Origin of the sequence: Paenalcaligenes sp. Me131 (genome assembly GCF_050487225.1) — a bacterium.
Taxonomy (GTDB): domain Bacteria; phylum Pseudomonadota; class Gammaproteobacteria; order Burkholderiales; family Burkholderiaceae_B; genus Paenalcaligenes.
In genome coordinates this window covers 386094-406258 of sequence record NZ_JBKQGY010000002.1, presented here as the reverse complement: position 1 = coordinate 406258, position 20165 = coordinate 386094, and the positions used below count along the sequence as shown (strand labels likewise).

General features: G+C 50.8%; 16 protein-coding genes. 12 read left to right on the top strand and 4 right to left on the bottom strand.

All coding sequences use genetic code 11. The features are described 5' to 3' along the window. The first annotated feature begins 69 nt into the window (after window positions 1-69). Genes ACLPHM_RS10005 through ACLPHM_RS09980 form a run of 6 tightly spaced genes read left to right on the top strand, consistent with a single transcriptional unit; the run spans window position 70 to window position 6837 of the window. The gene (locus ACLPHM_RS10005) at window positions 70-1647 is read left to right on the top strand and encodes an ABC transporter substrate-binding protein (protein ID WP_430221089.1); all 1578 of its coding nucleotides are present in this window, start codon (window positions 70-72) and stop codon (window positions 1645-1647) included. Between the two features lie 12 nt (window positions 1648-1659). After that, entirely contained in the window at window positions 1660-2634 is a 975-nt protein-coding gene (locus ACLPHM_RS10000; RefSeq protein ID WP_430221088.1) for an ABC transporter permease, read from the top strand. Then, on the top strand, window positions 2634-3473 hold the full coding sequence (locus ACLPHM_RS09995) for an ABC transporter permease (RefSeq protein ID WP_135862568.1): 840 nt from the start codon (window positions 2634-2636) through the stop codon (window positions 3471-3473). Before ACLPHM_RS10000 ends, ACLPHM_RS09995 begins: the two co-directional genes overlap by 1 nt. Then, window positions 3470-5077 carry an ABC transporter ATP-binding protein gene (locus tag ACLPHM_RS09990; RefSeq protein ID WP_430221087.1) on the top strand — a complete coding sequence of 536 codons (1608 nt, stop codon included), beginning with the start codon at window positions 3470-3472 and terminating at the stop codon, window positions 5075-5077. Before ACLPHM_RS09995 ends, ACLPHM_RS09990 begins: the two co-directional genes overlap by 4 nt. Window positions 5078-5098: 21 nt before the next feature. Continuing rightward, the gene (locus ACLPHM_RS09985) at window positions 5099-6136 is read left to right on the top strand and encodes a histone deacetylase family protein (RefSeq protein ID WP_430221086.1); all 1038 of its coding nucleotides are present in this window, start codon (window positions 5099-5101) and stop codon (window positions 6134-6136) included. Further along, window positions 6133-6837 (top strand): SDR family NAD(P)-dependent oxidoreductase, encoded by a 705-nt coding sequence (locus ACLPHM_RS09980; RefSeq protein ID WP_430221084.1) that lies wholly within the window; start codon window positions 6133-6135, stop codon window positions 6835-6837. The genes ACLPHM_RS09985 and ACLPHM_RS09980 overlap by 4 nt, the downstream gene beginning before the upstream one ends. Here ACLPHM_RS09980 and ACLPHM_RS09975 read toward each other — a convergent pair. Continuing rightward, window positions 6834-7475 (bottom strand): TetR/AcrR family transcriptional regulator C-terminal domain-containing protein, encoded by a 642-nt coding sequence (locus tag ACLPHM_RS09975; protein WP_135862575.1) that lies wholly within the window; start codon window positions 7473-7475, stop codon window positions 6834-6836. The two genes, ACLPHM_RS09980 and ACLPHM_RS09975, sit on opposite strands and share 4 nt — an antisense overlap. 82 nt (window positions 7476-7557) lie before the next feature. On the opposite strand from ACLPHM_RS09975, the gene ACLPHM_RS09970 reads away from it, so the two are divergent. Genes ACLPHM_RS09970 through ACLPHM_RS09960 form a run of 3 tightly spaced genes read left to right on the top strand, consistent with a single transcriptional unit; the run spans window position 7558 to window position 11653 of the window. Beyond that, window positions 7558-8994, top strand: coding sequence for an efflux transporter outer membrane subunit (locus tag ACLPHM_RS09970; RefSeq protein WP_430221083.1), 1437 nt, complete (start codon window positions 7558-7560; stop codon window positions 8992-8994). A gap of 2 nt (window positions 8995-8996) precedes the next feature. Further along, window positions 8997-10118 carry an HlyD family secretion protein gene (locus ACLPHM_RS09965; protein ID WP_430221082.1) on the top strand — a complete coding sequence of 374 codons (1122 nt, stop codon included), beginning with the start codon at window positions 8997-8999 and terminating at the stop codon, window positions 10116-10118. A 2-nt stretch (window positions 10119-10120) separates the two neighbouring features. Then, window positions 10121-11653, top strand: a complete 1533-nt coding sequence (locus ACLPHM_RS09960; RefSeq protein WP_430221081.1) for an MFS transporter — start codon at window positions 10121-10123, stop codon at window positions 11651-11653. 60 nt (window positions 11654-11713) lie between these two features. On the opposite strand, the gene ACLPHM_RS09955 is transcribed toward ACLPHM_RS09960, so the two are convergent. The 3 genes from ACLPHM_RS09955 to dkgB all read right to left on the bottom strand — a co-directional run bounded on the left by ACLPHM_RS09955 (window position 11714) and on the right by dkgB (window position 14538). Continuing rightward, window positions 11714-12499: an SDR family oxidoreductase gene (locus ACLPHM_RS09955; RefSeq protein ID WP_430221080.1), complete on the bottom strand. Its 786-nt coding sequence runs from the start codon at window positions 12497-12499 to the stop codon at window positions 11714-11716. Between the two features lie 79 nt (window positions 12500-12578). Beyond that, window positions 12579-13700, bottom strand: a complete 1122-nt coding sequence (locus tag ACLPHM_RS09950) for an alkene reductase (protein ID WP_430221079.1) — start codon at window positions 13698-13700, stop codon at window positions 12579-12581. A gap of 34 nt (window positions 13701-13734) precedes the next feature. Beyond that, window positions 13735-14538, bottom strand: coding sequence for a 2,5-didehydrogluconate reductase DkgB (gene dkgB, locus ACLPHM_RS09945; RefSeq protein ID WP_430221078.1), 804 nt, complete (start codon window positions 14536-14538; stop codon window positions 13735-13737). A 141-nt stretch (window positions 14539-14679) separates the two neighbouring features. On the opposite strand from dkgB, the gene ACLPHM_RS09940 reads away from it, so the two are divergent. The 3 genes from ACLPHM_RS09940 to ACLPHM_RS09930 all read left to right on the top strand — a co-directional run bounded on the left by ACLPHM_RS09940 (window position 14680) and on the right by ACLPHM_RS09930 (window position 20131). Next, entirely contained in the window at window positions 14680-15582 is a 903-nt protein-coding gene (locus tag ACLPHM_RS09940; RefSeq protein ID WP_430221077.1) for a LysR substrate-binding domain-containing protein, read from the top strand. Window positions 15583-16017: 435 nt separating this feature from the next. Beyond that, complete coding sequence (locus ACLPHM_RS09935; protein ID WP_430221076.1) at window positions 16018-16572, top strand: hypothetical protein; 555 nt, start codon at window positions 16018-16020, stop codon at window positions 16570-16572. Window positions 16573-16807: 235 nt separating this feature from the next. Further along, window positions 16808-20131, top strand: a complete 3324-nt coding sequence (locus tag ACLPHM_RS09930) for an autotransporter family protein (RefSeq protein ID WP_430221075.1) — start codon at window positions 16808-16810, stop codon at window positions 20129-20131. Window positions 20132-20165 lie beyond the last annotated feature (34 nt).

Below are 20165 nucleotides of genomic sequence, written 5' to 3'. Positions count from 1 at the left end.
GGGATACATCCCGTGGAAAACGCACTGTTTATAAGGCAGGCGTCCCTATACAACGATAAGGAGCAGACAATGAAGAGCACAATGACATGGTGGCAAAGCGCATTAGGGTGTGCCGCATTGGCAGTAGCAAGCCATAGCGTGGCGCAAACGGCAGGCGGTTCTATAAACGTGATTCTGAATCCAGAACCGCCTTCTCTGATTTACGCGCTGAATCAACAAACCCCTACGCAGATCGCCGCAGGGAAAATCTACGAAGGATTGCTTACCTACGATTTTGAACTGAACCCGCAACCTGGCCTAGCTAAATCGTGGGAAATTAGTCCAGATGGTTTGACTTATACCTTTCACTTGCAAGAAGGGGTGACGTGGCACGATGGTCAGCCGTTTACCTCTGAAGATGTGCGTTTCTCATTGCAAGATATGTTGGCCGATACTCACTCACGAGCACGGGCGAATCTGTCTCGCGTAGAGCGTATAGAGCTTCCTGATGAGCATACGGTAGTCATCACGTTGAAAGAGCCGTTTGCACCGTTCATCAATACGCTAGAAGTGTCTAGCGCCCCCATGATGCCTGCGCATTTGTACAAAGGCACAGACTATCGCAACAACCCTGCGAACCAAACGCCTATTGGTACAGGGCCGTTTAAATTTAAAGAGTGGCAGCGTGGTCGTTATGTGCAAGTGGTTCGTAATGATCAGTATTGGCAGGAAGGTTTGCCGTATCTGGATAGCATTTATTTTCAGGTGATTCCTGATGCCGCATCACGGTTGTTGGCGTTGGAAAATGGTTCAGTGCAAGTAGCCAGTTTTGGGGATATTGATTTTGCCTTTTTGCCCCAGTTGCAAGGTAATCCAGACCTGGCTATTACCCACAAGGGCTATGAGTTTGCAGGCCCTCAAGCCTTTATAGAGCTGAATCACCGCGATGGCCCATTGGCCGACAAACGATTCCGTCAGGCTATGCAATACGCCATTGATAAAGACTTTATCGCCAAGCGTATTTTCTTTGGTGCCGCACGACCTGCCACAGGGCCAATTTCTTCAGTCACTAAGTATCACGACAACGATGCGACTGGTTATGAATTTAATCCAGATAAAGCCATCGCTTTGCTGGATGAAATGGGGTTAAAACCTGATGCAGACGGTAAGCGTGCCACGGTGAAACTGTTAGGGCTGCCCTACGGTGATACGTGGAATAAGGTGTCTGAGTACATCAAAAACTCGCTCTCTAAAGTGGGGGTAGAGGTGGTGTTAGAAAGTACCGATGCGGGGAACTGGGCACGACGTTATGCCGACTGGGACTTCGAGATGGTCGTGGTGTACTTGTATCAGTACTCGGATCCGGCCTTGGGCGTAGACCGTACCTACTTGAGTAACAACATTCGTCAGGGTATTTATGGCAGCAATGCATCGGGCTACGAGAACCCTGAAGTGGATAGATTGTTTGCCGCCGCAGCGGTAGAAAACGATCAGGCCAAACGCAAGGCGCTCTACGAGCAAGCCAACGCGCTGTTGCTGGAGGACTCGCCTGCTATTTGGCTGGTAGAGCTGTCATTCCCCACCATTACCAATAGCAAAGTGAAAAACGTCACCACCTCCGCGATTGGAGTGGCTGAGAACTTTGCGACCACCTATCTGGAACCGTAACAGGAGCACTACATGAGGTATGTGTTGGCAGCCATTCCTGTTCTGCTGAAATCCTTGACGGTGTTGGTAGCAGTACTGGTGATTAACTTCACGTTGGTACGTATGGCCCCAGGCGACCCAGTCAGTGTTCTGGCTGGGGAGGCTGGTGCCTCGGATCAACAGTTTTTGGATCAACTGCGCAAGGAGTTCAACTTAGACCAACCGGTGATTGTGCAATTGGGTAGCTACTTGAAGTCCATGGCAAGTTTTGATTTGGGCTTCAGTTATAGGCAGCAACAACCTGTGTGGGATTTGATTGCAGACAGGTTGCCTGCCACCTTGATTTTGGCATTACCGGCCTTTGCATTGTCGTTGATATTAGGTGTGCTGTTAGGCGTATTAGCCAGCCGCTATAGAGGCACATGGAAAGACTCAGCAATTACCGCCGCTTCTTTGGCGTTTTATGCCACACCCATCTTCTGGGTAGGGCTAATGCTGGTGCTGATCTTCTCGGTGTATGTGCCGTGGTTCCCGCCGTTTGGCTTTGAAAAAATGGGGTCTACCTTAACCGGTGTATCGCGCTGGCTAGATATTGCCCATCATGCGTTCTTACCCATCGTGACGTTAGGTGCTTTTAACGTTGCGCTCTATACCCGTATGACGCGCGCTTCTATGAACGAAGTGCAAATGGCGGACTACGTCAAAACAGCATGGGCAAAGGGCTTGTCATCGTCTCGCGTCGTCTGGGTACACCAGTTGCGTAATGCGGTGTTGCCAGTGATTACGTTGGCGGGTTTGCAAGCAGGTCAGCTCATCGGTGGTTCGGTGCTGGTAGAGACCGTATTTGCGTGGCCTGGCGTAGGGAGATTGGCATTTGATGCATTGATGCAGCGTGATTATCAGATCTTGCTAGGGGTGTTCTTTTGTACCTCTGTCGTGGTGGTAGTGCTGAATTTGCTGACAGATTTGCTGTATGTCGTGGTTGATCCACGTATGCGAGGTGCCTGATGCGTGGATTATGTAAGCGTTTTACAAAAAACAGCGGGGCGGTAGCAGGGTTAGTTGTCTTGGCACTGGTGATTCTAGTGGCGCTGTTTGCACCATGGTTATTCCCTGGTAATCCGTGGGATGCGGATGCTGCTCCTTTTCTAAAACCGTTTGAAGAGCCGGGCCATTGGTTGGGTACGGACTCTATGGGGCGCGATATTGCCTCTGGTATTGCCCACGGTGCTCGTGCCTCATTGTTGGTGGGGTGTGCAGCAACGTTAGTGGCCGTATCCATAGGGTTGTTGGTAGGTGTGCCAGCAGGTTTTTTTGGTGGGCGTATGGATGAAGCGTTGATGCGCCTGACGGAGATTTTTCAAACCATACCTAGTTTCTTTCTAGCGATCTTGTTCGTCGCTATCTTCCAGCCATCGCTGTGGTCGGTGGTCGCTGCCGTGGGGTTAGTGAGTTGGCCACCTATTGCACGATTAGTGCGCGCTGAATTCATGCGATTGAAGTCTAGTGAATTCGTAGAAGCAGCATTGGTGCAAGGGCTCACCAAACTACGCATTGTGTTGGTGGAAATTTTGCCTAATTGCTTGTCACCGTTGATTGTGATGGCGTCGCTCATGGTGGCTAATGCCATCTTGCTAGAAAGTGCATTGAGCTTTCTAGGCTTGGGTGATCCTAACCTGATGAGCTGGGGTTACATGGTGGGGGCATCCCGTTCCTTGCTGCGCTTAGCGTGGTGGATGTGTTTATTCCCCGGTTTGGCAATTTTCATGACAGTGCTGGCGGTGAACCTAGTAGGTGAAGGGCTGAATGACGCCTTGAACCCCAAACTGCATCGTAAGGAAGGATGATGAGCGCAGAACTGATTATTGAAAACATCCGTATTGCCTTACCTAAAGGGGGCGATAGAGCCTTCGCAGTGGAAGATGTATCGCTACGCGTGCGTCCAGGTGAAGTGGTGTGTGTAGTGGGAGAATCAGGCTCAGGAAAATCCACGCTAGCACATGCGGTGTTGGGGTTATTACCGCGCGGGCTGTCAGTCACGCAAGGCGACATACAGCTGGGTGATCAACCTTTGCTAGGGCAGTCGCTGGCCGTGCTTCGGAAAATACGGGGTTGCCGTATTTCGATGATTTTCCAAGAACCACTGAGTGCGTTGAATCCGTTGATGCGCTGTGGTGAGCAGGTGCTAGAAACACTGCGTGAGCATACGCACATGTCGTCCGAGCAAATGCAGGCTAGGGTGGCCGAGCTATTACAGTCGGTAGGGCTAACTGATCATGCCCGTGTGGCGGGTTCGTACCCATTCCAGCTCTCTGGTGGGCAACGCCAGCGTGTGATGATTGCGATGGCCTTGGCGCTAGAGCCAGAAATTCTCATTGCGGATGAGCCTACTACCGCGTTGGATGTGACCACTCAAGCGCAGATTCTACGCGTGCTGATAGAAATACAGCAGCGTAAAGGATTGGGCGTACTGTTCATCACGCACGACTTTGGTGTAGTGTCGGAAATAGCTGATCGTGTTGTGGTGATGAAAGGCGGGCGCATTGTGGAGCAAGGCGATGCTGCTCAGGTATTGAGTCACCCACAAGAGGCTTATACACAGGCATTGTTAGATGCGGTGCCTTCTTCGGTTCCCCCGGAACTGCCTGACACGGCTTTGGCAGCAGACACCTTGTTGAAAGTAGAAGGTCTGCGAAAAACCTATATCAAACGAGGTAGTTTATTTAAACCAGAACAGCACTTTCAAGCGGTGAAAGGCGTGAGCTTCACCATACGTAAGGGAGAAACGGTAGGGCTGGTAGGCGAGTCAGGGTCGGGAAAATCTACCATTGGCCGTATTTTGGCAGGGTTGATCCCTGCTGATGCGGGCCATGCCGACATGCAAGGGGTAGATTTACTTAAGGCGCAGGCGTTTGAAGATAAGAGTTTGCGCCGACGAGTACAGATGATTTTCCAAGACCCGTATAGCTCGTTGAACCCCCGTCATCGTGTTTCATCCATTTTGACAGCGGGCATGATGGCGCAAGGTATTTCACGAGACAAGGCGCTGGCGCGTGCTAAAGAGCTATTGCGTATTGTGCGTTTGGATGAGGCAGCACTAGAACGCTTTCCACATGAGTTCTCGGGTGGGCAACGCCAGCGTTTGGGGTTTGCACGAGCGATTGCGGTGAATCCAGAACTCATTATTGCCGATGAGCCGGTATCAGCGCTGGATGTGTCGGTACAAGAACAAGTGTTGAAGCTGCTTAATGAGCTGAAAACCGAGCTGTCTTTATCCATGCTGTTCATTACTCATGACCTGCGAGTGGCGGCGCAGTTGTGTGAGCGCATTATTGTTTTGCAGCACGGAGAGATCGTAGAACAAGGCGATGCCATAGAGGTATTGCAGTCACCTCAACATCCTTACACGCGGGCATTGATTGATGCCATGCCGGGTAGGGATTGGAAATAAACGTTTGGATGGATCTACACAATGAAAGCTTATATATCGCCTTTTCATGATCACCATTGGACAGGTAACGCGTTAGTGCGAGGCAGACTGCAGCCACACCACGATGCACAGGGGCGTGGCGCCCAAGTTGAGGCTGCCTTGCAGGATTTGCAACTGCAATGCGTGTATGTGTCGCCCGGTAGCGTGATGATGCCGGAGCTACATCAGGTGCACGCAGAAGATTATCTGCATTATTTACAAACGGCTGCAGCAGAGTGGAGCCAACGAGCGGATGCCTCGTTTGAGGTGCGGCCTAATATTTGGCCTAACCGTTACTTCCCAGAAATGAAAGGTAGTTTGCCTGTGGCTAAAGCCGGTTATTACTTAGGCGATGGTGCCTCACCAGTAGTGGCAGATACGTGGAAGCATGTGCACTCTGGAGCAGAAACGGCAGTCAGTGGGGCGCAGGCTATGTTGGATGGTGAGCGCGAGGTGTATGTGTTGTCGCGTCCTAGTGGTCACCATGCCATGCGTGATATGGCTATGGGCGGCTCATTTATTGCGAATGCGGCTTTGGCTGTAGAGCGCTTACGTTCACGATTTGCTCGCGTGGCTGTCTTAGACATAGATGTGCACCACGGCAATGGCACCCAGCAGTTGTTCTACGACCGAGACGATGTACTGACGATTTCCATACACGGCGATCCAGACGTGATCTTTCCGTTTATCTGCGGCTATGCTGATGAAGTCGGTGTGGGGGCCGGTGAGGGGTTCAACCTGAATATTCCTATCGCCGCTGGTAGTGAAATTGCGCAATATAGGCCGCAGTTTGAACGTGCTTTACAGCGTATTGCTGACTTCCATCCTGAGGCATTAATTATCGCAGCAGGTTATGACACCTTCAGGGGTGATCCGTTTGGCAATCTCTGTTTAGATACGGTGGATTACTCTGTGCTGGGAGCGAGCTTGGCGCAATTGAATCTACCCACACTTTTTATTCAAGAGGGTGGCTATGTGATTGATGCACTGCGAGCCAATACCCGGTCGTTGTTGTCGGGCTTCTTGGATAAACGACCATGAACCAGCACACAAAAAAACGGGTGGCGTTGGTCAGTGGTGGCTCCCGCGGGCTAGGAAAAGCTATCGCCCTAGAGTTGTTGCACGCGGGCTGGTGTGTGAGTGTGGGCTCCAGAAGTCAGCCAGACTTAGGCGACTGGGGGGATGCATTGCATTGGAGCCCTTACGATGCGCGAGACCCTGAAAGTGAACAGGCATGGGTAGCGTCAGCGGCGGCACAATTAGGTGGTATTGATGCGGTGGTGCATAACGCAGGCATCTTGAGTAGTACGTCAGTGATTGATGCGACTGAGGCTGAGGTAGATGATCTACTCATGGTGAATGTGAAATCACCACGTCGGATCACACAATACGCATGGCCTTACCTGAAACAATCCGATCAGGCGCGCGTTGTTGTCGTGGCGTCACTAGCGGGTAAGCGGGTACGCACAGCAGAAGCATCTTTATATGCCTTGAGTAAGGCGGCTGCGCTCAGTCTGACACATGGTATACGGCATTGTGGTGAGAAAGAGGGCATACGAGCAACCGCCATATGCCCAGGGTTCATTGCAACGGATATGGCGGAGCATGTGCCGGCTGATATTCAGGCCAAAATCACACGCCCTGAGGATGTGGCAACAGTAGTGCAAACGGTACTCTCATTACCGTTCACCGCCAGCATTGCCGAAATCCCCATTAATTGGCAGGTGGAGTCAGAGTACTAAACAGCAGGCGGTAATCTATGCTGTATTCCGGTAAGCAGTAGGTCTAAACCAGTGATAAAGCGCGTATCGAAATCATCCGAGAAGATGGTTTCACGTGCGGCCCAATTATGTGGGTATTTATCGTGAGACAGGGCCATAAACTCTTGTTTTCTAGCGGTTAAGTCTAGGGTTCCGTTTGGTCCTACGGCTTGTTCTTCCATGACTAGGCCTAATACGTAATAGGTCACGCTGAAGCTGGAGGTGGCTGCTAACTCGGCGTCAGCGCCTGCTTTCATCAGGGCGGCTATCATAGCTTCGCTCGTACGCAGCACGTTGTCGGTGACGACATAAGTCCCTGCAAATACACGAGCACCATCACGGTATTGCAACAAGGCGTGGCGCAGTTCAGCAGCAATGTGCTGTACCTGTGTTTGCCAAGGTTGTGCCTCATCCATATTGCAGGCTACTTCTGCCACTAGTGCATCAGCCATGCCATCAATCAACGCTTGTTTGTTTTGAAAGTGCCAATACAGCGAGGGGGCTTGTATATGTAGTGCTTGGGCCAGTTTGCGCATGGTGAGCCCTTCTAACCCCTCTTGGTTGAGCAGTTGTAGAGCAGTTTGAATGACTAGCTCTCGCTGAATTTTTGGTGCTTTCATACGACGCCTCAGTACTTGCATGGGTTTCAATCTAACGGTGTTAGTGTATCATGGATAAAAAACTAACACCGTTAGGTTGGGTATGAAAATAGTAATCCTTTATATCGTCTTGATTGGCGTATTAACAGGGTGTGCCAACATGAATGGCATAGACCAAACAGAACGTGCGCCGTTGCTAACAGCGGCACAAGTAGGGGCGCAGAAGCAGAATATTGCGTGGCCGATAGAGCGTTGGTGGCAACGTTATCAAGATGAGGAATTAACGCAACTTATAGAGCAGGCGTTAGCGTCCAGTCCAGACGTCCGAGTAACGCAAGCGCGTTTAGCTCAAGCAATGGCCTGGGTAGATCAGCGTGAGGCAATGCAAGGCCCTGAGTTGGATGCGCAGTTCACGGCGCAACGTAAACGTTACGCCGAGCAATACGACGCCGGAGCACCTTTGGCCGGACATTATGGCTCTACCTTATTAGTAGGAACTGAGCTGCGGTATACCTTCGACTTTTGGGGTGAGCAGCGTGCTGCGTTGCAGGCGGCTCTTGGTGAGGCTGCTGCGCGTAGTGCAGAGGTACAAGAGGCCAGATTAGTGTTAAGTAGCCGACTTGCTGCGAATTGGTTTGAGCTAGGACGATTATTAGCAGCCAAGCGATTGATGCAAGAAGCACTAGCCGTACGCGTACATACGTTGAATCTAGTAGAAAAACGAGTCAGAGCTGGATTGGATACGGAAACCGAGCTGAAACAAGCGCAAGGGGATCTGCCTGCTACAGAACGCAATATTGCGAAGTTAGAGGCTCAAATACGTCTACAGCGTAATGCGTTAACCGCATTGGCGGGCTTACCTGTAGGTGCCTTGGGCGATGCGGCCCCTCAATCGTTATATGCACCAGCGCAAATTTTGCCTGCAATGGTCCCTGCGGAGCTGCTAGGGCGTAGACCTGATGTGGTGGCATCACGTTGGCGAGTAGAAGCAGCAGCACACGATGTGGAGGTCGCTAAAGCTGAGTTTTATCCCAATATTAGTTTGCGTGCTTTTTTTGGATTCGCGAAGCAAAGCACTTCAGTAGGCCTATCAGATTGGTTACACGCTGGCAGTCGTATGTATGGCATAGAGCCAGCGTTTAGTTTGCCCATATTTGACGCTGGTAGATTACGCGCTCGTTTACGAACCCGCCAAGCAGAGTTGGATGAGGCGGTAGAGCTATACAACCACACCTTGTTATCGGCAGTGCATGAGGTGGCTGAGCAGATGATTTCACTGGAGGCTTTAGTGCCGCAACGTGAAGCTCAGACGCAGACCTTAGCAGCCAGACAAGCCGCATATGAGGTGGCAACACGGCAATATCAAAGTGGCCTGACTGATTATCTGAATGTACTAAGCGCCCAAGATGCCCTGCTTTATGAAAAGCAGCAGCAACTGGATATTGCCGTGCAAGCACAAAGCCTGAGTGTGGCTCTGATTCGAGCGTTGGGTGGTGGTTTTGATGGCGCTGATATAGAGACTAATTTTGTAGGAATGTAGCAATGAGTACGGTAGAAAACAGCACACAGAAAAAAGCGTGGTTATTACGCGTAGCGCCGTGGTTGGGGTGTTTGGCTATAGTGATACTCGTGGTTTTAGCGACGACACAATGGCATAGTTGGACGAGCAACCGCACCATACAAACTACTCAAAACGCATTTGTAAAATCCGATTTTGCGGTGCTTAGTGCCAATGTGTCGGGTTATATCACGGCATTGCCGGTGGATGATTTTAAAAGGGTGAAAGCTGGCGATGTCATTGCTCAAATAGATGATAGCGACTACCAACTGAATGTTGCGGCCGCTCAAGCACGCTACGATAAAGCTAACGCGAGCCTTGCTAATTTAGATACAGAAATAGCTCAGCAACAGGCAGTGGTACATGAAGCGCGCGCTAATGTTGAGGCGGCAGAAGTACGTGTACGCCAGCACCGCACTAACCCGGCAAGGCAAGCGCAGTTGGTGCGTGAAGGAGCATTATCCAGGCAACAATACGAAAGTGCGCAGGCAGAACTTGAGTACGCCAGTAGTACGCGTGATGCCATGTTGGCCAAGGTTGATTTAGCGATGAAGTCGCTAGATGTGCTAGAGGGACAACGTCGATTACGCCAGGCAGAGTTAGCCGCAGCGCAGGCTTCTTTGGGGGTGGCCCATCGTGATATGTCATATACCCAAATTGTGGCGCCTTTTGATGGGGTACTGAATAAGCGACAGGTGCAGCAGGGCAGTTTGGTGGCAAAAGGTACGCATATTGTGTCTATTGTGCCTAGTGTGCAGCCACATATAGTCGCTAACTATAAAGAAACACAACTGGCCCGAGTTCAACCGGGGCAGCGAGTTAGCGTGTCGGTAGATGGCTTACCTGGGCAGTTGTTGCAAGGCAGAGTGAGTGATATTGCGCCGATGAGTGGTGCAGAGTCGGCCTTGTTACCAGCGGATAATGCTTCGGGCAATTTCACTAAAGTGGTGCAGCGCATTCCGGTGCGTATTGATCTGGAGCCTGAGCAAGAGGCGGTGCAGCAGTTACGCTCAGGTATGTCAGTAACGGTCAGTATTGATACGAGTAGTGAGCTGTTGTCGTCTACTCAAACGGCACACTATGTTGTGAAGCCTGACGAGGTATAACCATGAGGGGGCTTACTAAACTCTTTGCCAATGCCACACAGTCGCGTCCATTGTTGACGGTGGTTGCGATTTTTCTCGGTGCGGTTTTGACGACGGTACAAGGTAGGTTGTTTTCGTCCGCATTGCCTGATTTGCGTGGGCAGTTTGGATTGGACGTGCTAGAGGCAGCGTGGTTGGGCACGGCATTAAATGGGGCACAGCTCATCTCTATGCCGTTAGCTCCGTGGTTTGCAACGGTGGTAGGCGCGACAAGAGTGGTGGTGATACCCAGTGTGATACTTGGTGTCGCGGCTGTTAGCGTCCCGCTTTTTATGCATCACTACCCCATGTTGTTAGGGCTGCATGCTGTGATAGGGCTGTGCTTAGGAGTGTATTTGCCGCTGACTATTTCACTTGCATTGCGCAGCGTACAACCCCGGTTTTGGTTAATTGTGATGGCGGCTTACAGCTTACGCGTGTCCACCGGCATGGATGGCGGCATGGGGGTTTCTGCTTTCTTAGTAGAAGAGATCAGTTGGCATTGGGTGTACTGGGCTGCAGCGATAATGGCCCCCATGATTGCCTGGTTGGCATGGAAAGCCATGCCGTTAACGCCTGTGGATAAAGAAGGTTTGCGTCAGGCGGATTGGGCAGGAATGGCATTACTGTGCCTTGGTTTAGTCATGGTGTTTGTGGGGATGGAGTCAGCAGAGCGCTTAGGCTGGTGGGATTCTGGTTTGGTGGTCTCAACCATTGCAGGTGGTGCGTTGCTGTTTGGTTCAGCGGTGATTAGGGCTGTGGTCAAGAAAAACGCGTTTGGTCATTTGCTGGCCTTTGGTAATCGCAATATCTGCCTCTGCATGCTGCTGGCCTGCTTGTTTGGGATAGTAATGACACCCACCTCTTTGCTGGTTCCTAGTTTTTTGACACAGATGGGGGGCTTAAAACCCATGCAAACCAGTACGGCGACATGGATAGCCTTTCTGGCCTATTTCGCCTCTACGCCCTTTACCGTGTATCTGGCTAGACGTGTAGAACCAAGGCTGATGATTGTCAGTGGGTTGATCATCATTGCGGCTACGGCGTGGTTGGGGACTCATATCAGCCATGATTGGCGAGTGGATCAGTTCGTGAGCACATTGATTTTGCAATCACTAGGCGAAAACGTGATGCTAGTGGGTTTAATCGCCGCTTTTGTGACTAACCTGAACCCGGTGCATGGGGTGGCGTTAGGGGTTTATGTGCCAATAGCAAGGGTTATGACTCCTGTGGTGTCTGGCACCATTATGACAACATGGCTGCGTATGACGGGTGACAGCAGTTACACGGCTTTGCGCAGTGCTGTGCAAAATGGAGATCCGATTGTGATGGAGCGTGCTACGGCGGGAGTGTCACACATAGCCAGTGTTATAACGCGAGAGTCGCATGTGTTGGCCCATATTGCTGGTTATAACTTTGTGTTTTGGACGAGCATAGTCGCGTTGTTGTTGGCGGTGTTTTTACGCTCATCACCACCAAATCCTATCGCTCCGCCTTTTGCGGTAGCCGCAAAATAGTGAGGGAAAGTGGTCTGTAGGAGCCTCCTATGCATGAGGTTGTGCCTACAGACCATGCCGTTAAAACGTCCCCGGATACGCACCACCATCAATCAGTAGATTTTGCCCCGTGATGTAGCCGCCGTAGTGGCTACATAAAAAGGCGCAGTATGCCCCGAACTCTTCTGGTGTACCAAAGCGAGCAGCGGGAATAGATTGGCGTCTGGCTTGGGTCACACTTTCTAAGCTGCCTTGTGTTTGGCTTACAATTTGCAGGTTTTTTTGCAGTCTGGCGGTATCAAAAGCACCCGGTAGCAAATTGTTCACGGTGACGTTGTTGCCCGCTAAACGCTGTTGTCTGGCGACGCCCGCAACAAACCCTGTTAACCCGCTGCGTGCTCCGTTGGATAAGCCCAAAATATCAATGGGGGCTTTAACCGCGCCAGAGGTAATGTTCACCACACGACCAAAGCCGCGTTCAGCCATGCCATCCACCACAGCTTTCATCAGCGCGATGGGGGTGAGCATGTTGGCATCTAAGGCTTTAAGCCAGTCGTTGCGATCCCAGTCGCGGAAATCCCCAGGGGGCGGGCCACCAGCGTTATTCACCAAAATATCCACCTGTGGTGCGGCGGCAAGCAAGGCGGCTTGAACGGGCTCTTGTGATACATCACCGACAACAGTACGCACTTCTACAGCGGGAAAGCGGGTGCGTAGTTCAGTGGCGGTGTGTTCTAGGGTGTCAGCCGTACGGGCATTAATCACCAGATTCACGCCTTCGTTTGCCAGCGCCTCGGCGCAGCCTTTGCCCAAACCTTGGCTGGCAGCGCAGACAATGGCCCAGCGTCCGGAAATACCTAAATTCATGTGTGGTCTCCTTAAGTAAAAAGTCGTTCTATCAGGCCGTTTGATGCTGTGTAGCGACGGCCTGATGTCGTTATAGGGGTTACAGTGCAGCGACTTCCGCGAGTGTAGGGTAGTCGGTGAGACCAGTTGCATCGCCCCCAAAAAATGATTCACGCTTAGGCTCGTTTAGGGGAGCGCCAAGGCGCAAACGTTCGGGCAAATCAGGGTTGGCGATAAATGAGCGACCAAAGCCAATTAAGTCAGCCCAGCCTTGTTCTAATGCTGCATTGGCGCGTTCAGCGGTGTAGTTGCCGGCATAGATAAAGCAACCTTTGTAGGCGTCACGTAGGCGCTGTTTGAACTCTACAGGCATGTACGGCGCGTCTTCCCAATCGGCTTCGGCTATGTGTATGTAGCCCACGCCTATTTGGTCTAGTAGTGCAGCGGCAGCCACGTAGGTGGTTTCTGGGTCGGCATCGGAACACCCATTTAAGGTGGTCAAGGGTGCTAAGCGTATACCTACGCGATTAGCATCGCCCACCGCATCTACCAAAGTTTGGCTGACCTCTTTTAGAAAGCGCAGGCGGTTTTCTAATGAGCCACCATATTCATCGGTACGCATATTGGCGTTGGAATCAATAAATTGATTCACCAAATAACCGTTGGCAGCGTGCAGTTCCACACCATCAAAACCCGCTGCCATCGCATTGCGGGCTGCCTGATGGTATTGCCCTACGATGTCGTGAATTTCTTCAGCGCTTAAGGCGCGCGGTGCAGAGGCTTGAGCAAAACCCGGGGAACCATCGGCTTCTACGATGTAAACATTGACGCCAGTGGCTTGCAGCGTAGAGGACGACACAGCTTGTTGGCCACCCAATAAACTGCTGTGGCTTAAACGGCCTACGTGCCAAAGCTGTGCAAAGATGCGTCCGCCTGCGGCATGAACGGCATCGGTAACTTTGCGCCAGCCTGCAATTTGCTCATTGGTCACAATGCCCGGTGTCCAAGCATAGCCTTTGCCTAGCGGGGCAATCCATGTGCCCTCACTCACAATCAAGCCGGCACTAGCACGTTGCGCATAGTAAGTGGCCATCAGGTCGTTAGGCACATCGCCCGGCTGGCTTGAGCGAGACCGTGTCATAGGTGGCATGACAATACGGTTAGGTAGCGACAAATCACCCAACGAGTAGGGGGTGAATAGTGGAGCGGTTACAGCAGTCATAACAAAACATCCAGTGTGTGGTGTGAGAGTGTGATTAGTCCCATTCGGGGGCTAAGCTTTTAGGGCTCACTTCACGACCATTGCGTTCTAAAGTGGCAATACGTGCCATATCTTCAGCATCCAAAGCCAGCTCTTTAGCTAGCAGGTTGCTGCATAGGTTTTCGCGTTTGGTAGATGACGGGATCACGGCATAGCCCAGTTGCAAGGCCCATGCCAGAGCCACTTGGGCAACAGTAGCGCGGTGTTTGTTGGCGATTTCTGCCAATACGGGGTCTGTCAGCACTTTGCCGTAGGCTAACGTCATGTATGAGGTCACCGTAATGCCTTGCTCTTTCAAAAAGGCTGTCAGCGTTCGGTTTTGCAAATAGGGGCTAAGCTCGATTTGGTTGGTTGCGATTTGACCTTTACCTACTACGTCTATGGCCTGTTGGGTCAGTGCAATATTGAAGTTCGAGATACCAATCTGACGTGTTAGTCCCTGAGCCTTAGCCTCGGCCAAGGCCTCCATAAACTCAGGCAACGGTACACCGTTATTTGGGGCTGGCCAGTGAATTAAGGTGAGGTCTACATAGTCAGTGCGTAGCTTATTTAGGCTCTCGAGCAGGCTAGGGATTAGCTTGTCTTTAGCGTAGTTGTCGGTCCAGATTTTGGTGGTGACAAAGAGGTCAGCGCGCGCAATGCCGCTTTCCTCTATGGCTTGTCCTACCTCGGTTTCATTGCCGTAAATTTGCGCGGTATCAATGGCGCGGTAGCCCACATCTAAGGCATTGTGTACAGAATCTATAACGGTTTGGCCGCTTAATCTAAACGTGCCAACACCAAAAGAAGGGATAGTCATGCTCTAGCTCCTTAGTCTAGTAAGAGGATGAACCTGACGCTGTCGCAGCGTGTTTGGTCATCGTATGTAGAGCATTTTGCCAGCTTCATATTTGTAGATTAAGCTAGGTATCTGTAAATCTCTTTTGAATAAAAATCAAATATGAAAGTCACGCTGGACGAGCTTCAAGCTTTTGCGGCGGTGGTGGATGCGGGGTCTATTACTGCTGCTTCTGAGCGTTTGGGTCTGACGATTTCGGCAACCAGTCGATCGCTAGGGCGTTTAGAAGACAAACTGCAAACTACTTTGCTGCGCCGTACCACCAGACGCTTAGAACTCACAGAAGAAGGCGAAGCGTTTTTAAAGCACGCGCGCTCTATCTTGGCATCGGTAGTGGAAGCTGAAGAGCACGTCGCAGCGCGGCGTCGTCAGCCAGCAGGGCGGTTGCGCGTGGATGCGGCAACCCCCTTTATGCTGCATGTGATTGTGCCCTTGGTAAAAGGCTTTAGAGAGCGTTTTCCACAGGTGGAGCTAGAACTAAATAGTAACGATGGCATCACCGATTTGCTGGAAAAACGCACTGATGTGGCGTTTCGAATAGGGCAGTTGCGTGATTCCACCTTACACGCACGCCCTGTAGGCAGTAGTCGCCTACGTATGTTGGCAAGTCCTGCGTATTTGGCCGAGATGGGTAACCCACGACACCCCTCCGATTTACAATCACATCGACTGTTAGGCTTCTCTAGCCCGGAAACATTAAATCAATGGCCATTAAATGGTGCCGATGGCGAGCTGCTGCAAATCCGTCCCACCATGATGTCGTCTAGCGGTGAAACTCTGCGCCAGCTTGCTTTGGCTGGCGAAGGCATTGTTAGCCTATCGGACTTCATGACCAGTGAAGATGTTCAGCGTGGCAGGTTGGTCGTATTGTTTCCGGATGAGTCGTTAGATATGCGTCGAGCTATTAATGCGGTGTATTACCGTAATACCGCATTGGCTTCACGTATTGCGTGTTTTGTGGATTATGTGATCGAGGCTATTACGACCGGGAAAGGGAAGTTATAGCCTTAGCGCCAAGGCTTAATAACGTAGACACAAAAAGATTGAATGAGGCAGTGGGATTGATAGGGGATGGATTGGGTGTGCTGTAGTTAATCAGTAAAACTACCAATCAAAATACATCATAGTTTTTATGCGTCACATGATGGGTGTTATTCATGACATCAATAATGAGATAGTCATAGTTATTAAATCCGAAACCATAAGTTACTAGGGAGCGGGAGATTACCAATAAATGACTATAGCCGTATGTTAAATAACGGTTATGTTTCTCTGATTGTGCATCTGTATTGGGTCATGGCAGTCATGTTGATTGGAGTGGTTTTTATGATGGTTATTGTTGCTTTTGGTTGCAATGTTGTGATTAAGCGTGATTGTAATAGCTCTATCCTTAGCTAGGGCTGTTAAGGGCTCAAAGGAAATTTAAAAGCGGAGAGGGGAATGACGTTATTGAAAAAAAGTCTACTGGCTGTGGTAGCAAGTGTCATGCTGGCATCGTGTGGTTCGCTAACTTCACTGACATCATCTCTGGGCAGTGCGAATAACACAAAAGTCGCCGATGCAACGGTTGCAAAGAGCATTAAGACCAAGGATCTATACGGTGCTTGGGCGGTTGCCGATGATGATCCTATAGACTTTCTCTACGTAGTGGTGCTAACGCCTAATCATGTGGGGCTAAACTTTCTGACCATCGATGAAAAGGATGGAAAACCAGAGTCTAGGTACAGTGAATACTACTCGTGGGAATTTAACGAAAAAGACAATATCTTTACGTCACATGCTGTCAAACGAAAAACCATAGAGAAGGGGCAGCCTGAAGTAGAAGAAGATATACAGGAAACGGATCATTATGAGACCACCCTGTATATGGATGGCAACAAGCCCTTAGCCATTCGTTTTGTTAAACCAGGTGAAAAATACACATTTCTGAAAATGGATGACGAAATGTACCAAAGAATGGTAGAGGGAATACCTGATATACCAAGTTTAAAATAAGCAGGTGTACAAAAAATGGCCGCTGTAATAGCGGCCATTTTTCTATTGCGGAAAAGACGGCTGCTTAGCTTAAGGTAGTTATATAGGCAAGTTGTTTTCTCTAGCGCGTTAAAAGTTGTTGCTTTTTCTATTGTTTTTGAATTTCTGCATAAATATAAAACAGATGTTTTATATTGGTTTACGAATAAAAACAGAGCGATGTCATAAACAGTATGGTCAAGTCTGAGGAGGACTTATGAGGTTTGTACTTAACCCCATTATGGTCAGTTTGCTGGGTGGCGTGGTGTTGACCGCCGCTTCGGCTTCGGCGATGGCTGAGGTATACGAAAGCATTAACTTGACCTTAGGTGCAGCAGGTGGTCCAGCCAGTATAGGGGCCGATGATCAGGTGATCTTCAAAGGTACGAATACGGGTGGCGCGGTGACGTTAGGGGCTGGGCAGACTTTTACCGCTAACGGGTCGCGTATCAGTGCTGAGGGCGAACGTGTCTATGGCATAGGCAGTTCAGCGTCCAATGCCACGGTTGATTTGACCAACACGACGGTCAATGTCACGCAAACGAATGGTGTGGCCTCGCAAGGTGCGATTAACCTGACGGGTAGTAATAGCCAGTTGCGTATGAAAGATACGGATGTGGTGAGCCATGACGCCAAGGCACCGGCCATGCGTATAGGAAATGGTGGCAAGGCGGACATTCAGGGCGGAACTGTCTATGGCGAGGGTAATAGCCTTGTGACTGTGGACACGAATGCGCAGTTGGTGGTGACTGGTAGCACATTTACGCATAATCCGTCCCAGTCTAAAAATGCGCTGAATCTAGGTAGAGACAGCAGCTTGGCACTGACTGATGTCACGTTTACCACGGCAGGCGGGTTTGGTGGTGTGGGCTCTGGCAGTACGGTCACTATAGATAACTCCGTACTGCGCTCGTATTCAGGTGGCTTGTGGGGTGCTACAGGCGCTTCCGTGGCTATCAGCGATAGCGATATTTATATAGGTGATGAATCTATTAAAGGTAGCAACACCAGTGGGCCGGGCTCGATGGGGATACAGGTAGGTGGCAGTACGATGTCACTCACCAATAGCACCGTGCAGCTTGATGGTGCGAATGGCGGTCAGATTTTTAAAGTAGATAGAGCAGGCGACGATTTAACCCTTAAAAAGGTTAATGTGAAAGACGTAGGTGCTGCTAAGGGCAAGACGGCGATTGGCGTATGGGTTGTGGATAACGCGACAGTCCGACTAGAAGATGTGACTCTTGATGTGGGTAGAGCTGGTATAGACATGCGCCAAGGCGAGATTGTTGCTGAACGCCTCAACATCACTACGGCTAAAAATGGTGTGGCTGCACACGGGGTATACGTAGAAGGCAACCCTGCATGGGCGGGTACGCCTGGCGTAGATCAGGCGGCATTTCATGGTAAAGATATCACCATCCATACCCAAGCGGGTGGAGCGGTAGGGGTATATGTGCTGACGCGTGGTGGTGCGGTATTAGACGTGGCCGCCAACACAGAAAACGTGAACATCCTGACCGAAGGGGCGAGCTCCCACGGTGTGTATATGGTGGACGGTTTTGATATAGGTACGCCTAAGCTGGATATGAAAGGCACCACGAATATCGTCACCCAAGGCAATGGCGCAGTAGGGGTGTATTTGCGTGATGATCCCTTGTTCACCTTTGAAACGCTGAATATCCGTACCGAAGGTGAAAACGCTGATGGTATCCGACTAAGTAATGCCACCAACACGGGGGCAAACTGGGCGCGGACTATGGACGGTGTGTCTATACAGTCGGCCAAGGCAAGCGCGCTGCGAGCCACGAACGTAGGTGTAGACCTAACCATTACCGACAGTGATATTCGTGGTCGCCAGCTGTTTACGTTGGATGGTGCAGAAACTAGCCTGACGAGCTCGAGTTTGACCAGTAAAAACTCCACATTAGTGGGCAATGTGCAGTTGCGTGATGGTGCAGCAATCAGCTCGTTTGTGCTGGACGATAAAAGCCGATGGGTTGGTGGTGTAGACAACGATGACGCTAGCAGCGTAGGCACGATTGCGCTGCAAAATAACAGTACTTGGTTGATGACGCGTTCGTCTGAAGTAGACAAAGTGGTGAATAAAGATGGCTACCTATTGTTCCAACCCGATCTGACCGAGAACTTCAAAACCCTGCGTGTGAATGAGTATGAGGGTGGTGGCCACTTGGCCATGAGCGTGTATTTGGAAGGTGATGGCTCGGGTTCTGATCGTTTGCTGATTGGCGATAACGGTAGCGTGACGGGTACAACCGAGCTGCATATTCTGAACGTGCGTGGCCCTGGCGGTAAAACGACTCAAGGTATTCCACTGGTATTAGGTGGTGCAGGGGCCATTATCCCTGAGGATGCGTTCACACTGAGTGCGCAATCCAGTGGTTATAGACCCAGCACGGAAACCATTTCGGCCAATGGTTTTGAGTACAGCTTAGTGGGTGAAGATAAAGACGGCACGAACAAACACCAATGGTATTTGCGTTCAGCGGTAAACGTACCGCCTGATCCAGGTCCCGGTCCAGGGCCAGGGCCAGGGACGGATCCCGAACCAGAAGACGATCACGAGAACTTGTCCCCCGAGGGGCCAGCCTACTTGGCAGCGCATCGAGCATCGCTGAGTTTGTTTACGCACAGTTTCCACGAGCGTGAAATTAACCAGCAAGGCTTGGCCGCGGGTGAGCGCAAAGTCTGGGGGCGTGCCGTGGTGCGTACCGACAAGAAAATGGGCTTTAAGCATTACGACGAAGTGGACGCTAAAGTCACCAGCAGTATGTTCCAGTTTGGTGGCGATGTATGGGGCAAACACTTCGAAACTAGCGAGTTGCGTACCGGTTTGATGGCAGGTATGGGCCATATAGAGGCTAAATCCACCAGCGAGTTTATCAATCCTGGCGACATCTCTAAACGCGCTACCTTGCGTGCTAAAGACAAACGTACGGGCTACAACGTTGGTGCTTATGCGACGTACCAAGACAACGCGGTAACGCGCGAAGGTTGGTTTGTCGATGGCGTGCTGCAATTTACCCATTATCGTGGCAAGTTGTCGGGTGAGTTAGGCACTATGCGACACAATAATGAATTGTGGCAGGTGGTTGCTGAAGCGGGTTATGGCTTGAAGTATGCGCCAGAAAGTACTCTGCTGATTACACCTAAAGCACAGTTAATCTATAGCCGTTTGTCGGGTGATGATGGCGAAGTACAGGGTACTAACTATGGTGCACAGCATAAAAATACGGTGCAGTCCCGTTTAGGTGTGCGTTTTGAAGCGGTCCCTGGTAGCTTGGATTTGGCTGTAAGGCCATTCATGGAGCTGGCATGGATTCACCGTTTCAGAGATCCAGCCATTGCGGTAGGCGATAACCGTTTCCAAGCTAAAGATGCTCGTAATGCGGGTGAGATTCAGGTGGGGTTGGATGCTGAGCTAAGCAACAGCACAATGATGTCAGCACGCTTTATTCGTGAGCAGGGCTCCGGCGCGACTTACGGTATGAGCGGCATGGTGAACCTGAACTACAAATGGTAAGGCGGTAGCCAAAGAAAATGCCCCATGTGTGACA

Bases quoted from the DNA above. Each gene is read 5' to 3' on its own strand.
- ACLPHM_RS10005 (WP_430221089.1), top strand. From the start codon at position 70: ATGAAGAGCACAATGACATGGTGGCAAAGCGCATTAGGGTGTGCCGCA.
- ACLPHM_RS09950 (WP_430221079.1), bottom strand. From the start codon at position 13,700: ATGACTGCTGTAACCGCTCCACTATTCACCCCCTACTCGTTGGGTGAT.
- ACLPHM_RS09980 (WP_430221084.1), top strand. From the start codon at position 6,133: ATGAACCAGCACACAAAAAAACGGGTGGCGTTGGTCAGTGGTGGCTCC.
- ACLPHM_RS09965 (WP_430221082.1), top strand. From the start codon at position 8,997: ATGAGTACGGTAGAAAACAGCACACAGAAAAAAGCGTGGTTATTACGC.
- ACLPHM_RS09940 (WP_430221077.1), top strand. From the start codon at position 14,680: ATGAAAGTCACGCTGGACGAGCTTCAAGCTTTTGCGGCGGTGGTGGAT.
- ACLPHM_RS09955 (WP_430221080.1), bottom strand. From the start codon at position 12,499: ATGAATTTAGGTATTTCCGGACGCTGGGCCATTGTCTGCGCTGCCAGC.
- ACLPHM_RS09970 (WP_430221083.1), top strand. From the start codon at position 7,558: ATGAAAATAGTAATCCTTTATATCGTCTTGATTGGCGTATTAACAGGG.
- dkgB (WP_430221078.1), bottom strand. From the start codon at position 14,538: ATGACTATCCCTTCTTTTGGTGTTGGCACGTTTAGATTAAGCGGCCAA.
- ACLPHM_RS09930 (WP_430221075.1), top strand. From the start codon at position 16,808: ATGAGGTTTGTACTTAACCCCATTATGGTCAGTTTGCTGGGTGGCGTG.
- ACLPHM_RS10000 (WP_430221088.1), top strand. From the start codon at position 1,660: ATGAGGTATGTGTTGGCAGCCATTCCTGTTCTGCTGAAATCCTTGACG.
- ACLPHM_RS09990 (WP_430221087.1), top strand. From the start codon at position 3,470: ATGATGAGCGCAGAACTGATTATTGAAAACATCCGTATTGCCTTACCT.
- ACLPHM_RS09975 (WP_135862575.1), bottom strand. From the start codon at position 7,475: ATGAAAGCACCAAAAATTCAGCGAGAGCTAGTCATTCAAACTGCTCTA.
- ACLPHM_RS09985 (WP_430221086.1), top strand. From the start codon at position 5,099: ATGAAAGCTTATATATCGCCTTTTCATGATCACCATTGGACAGGTAAC.
- ACLPHM_RS09935 (WP_430221076.1), top strand. From the start codon at position 16,018: ATGACGTTATTGAAAAAAAGTCTACTGGCTGTGGTAGCAAGTGTCATG.
- ACLPHM_RS09995 (WP_135862568.1), top strand. From the start codon at position 2,634: ATGCGTGGATTATGTAAGCGTTTTACAAAAAACAGCGGGGCGGTAGCA.
- ACLPHM_RS09960 (WP_430221081.1), top strand. From the start codon at position 10,121: ATGAGGGGGCTTACTAAACTCTTTGCCAATGCCACACAGTCGCGTCCA.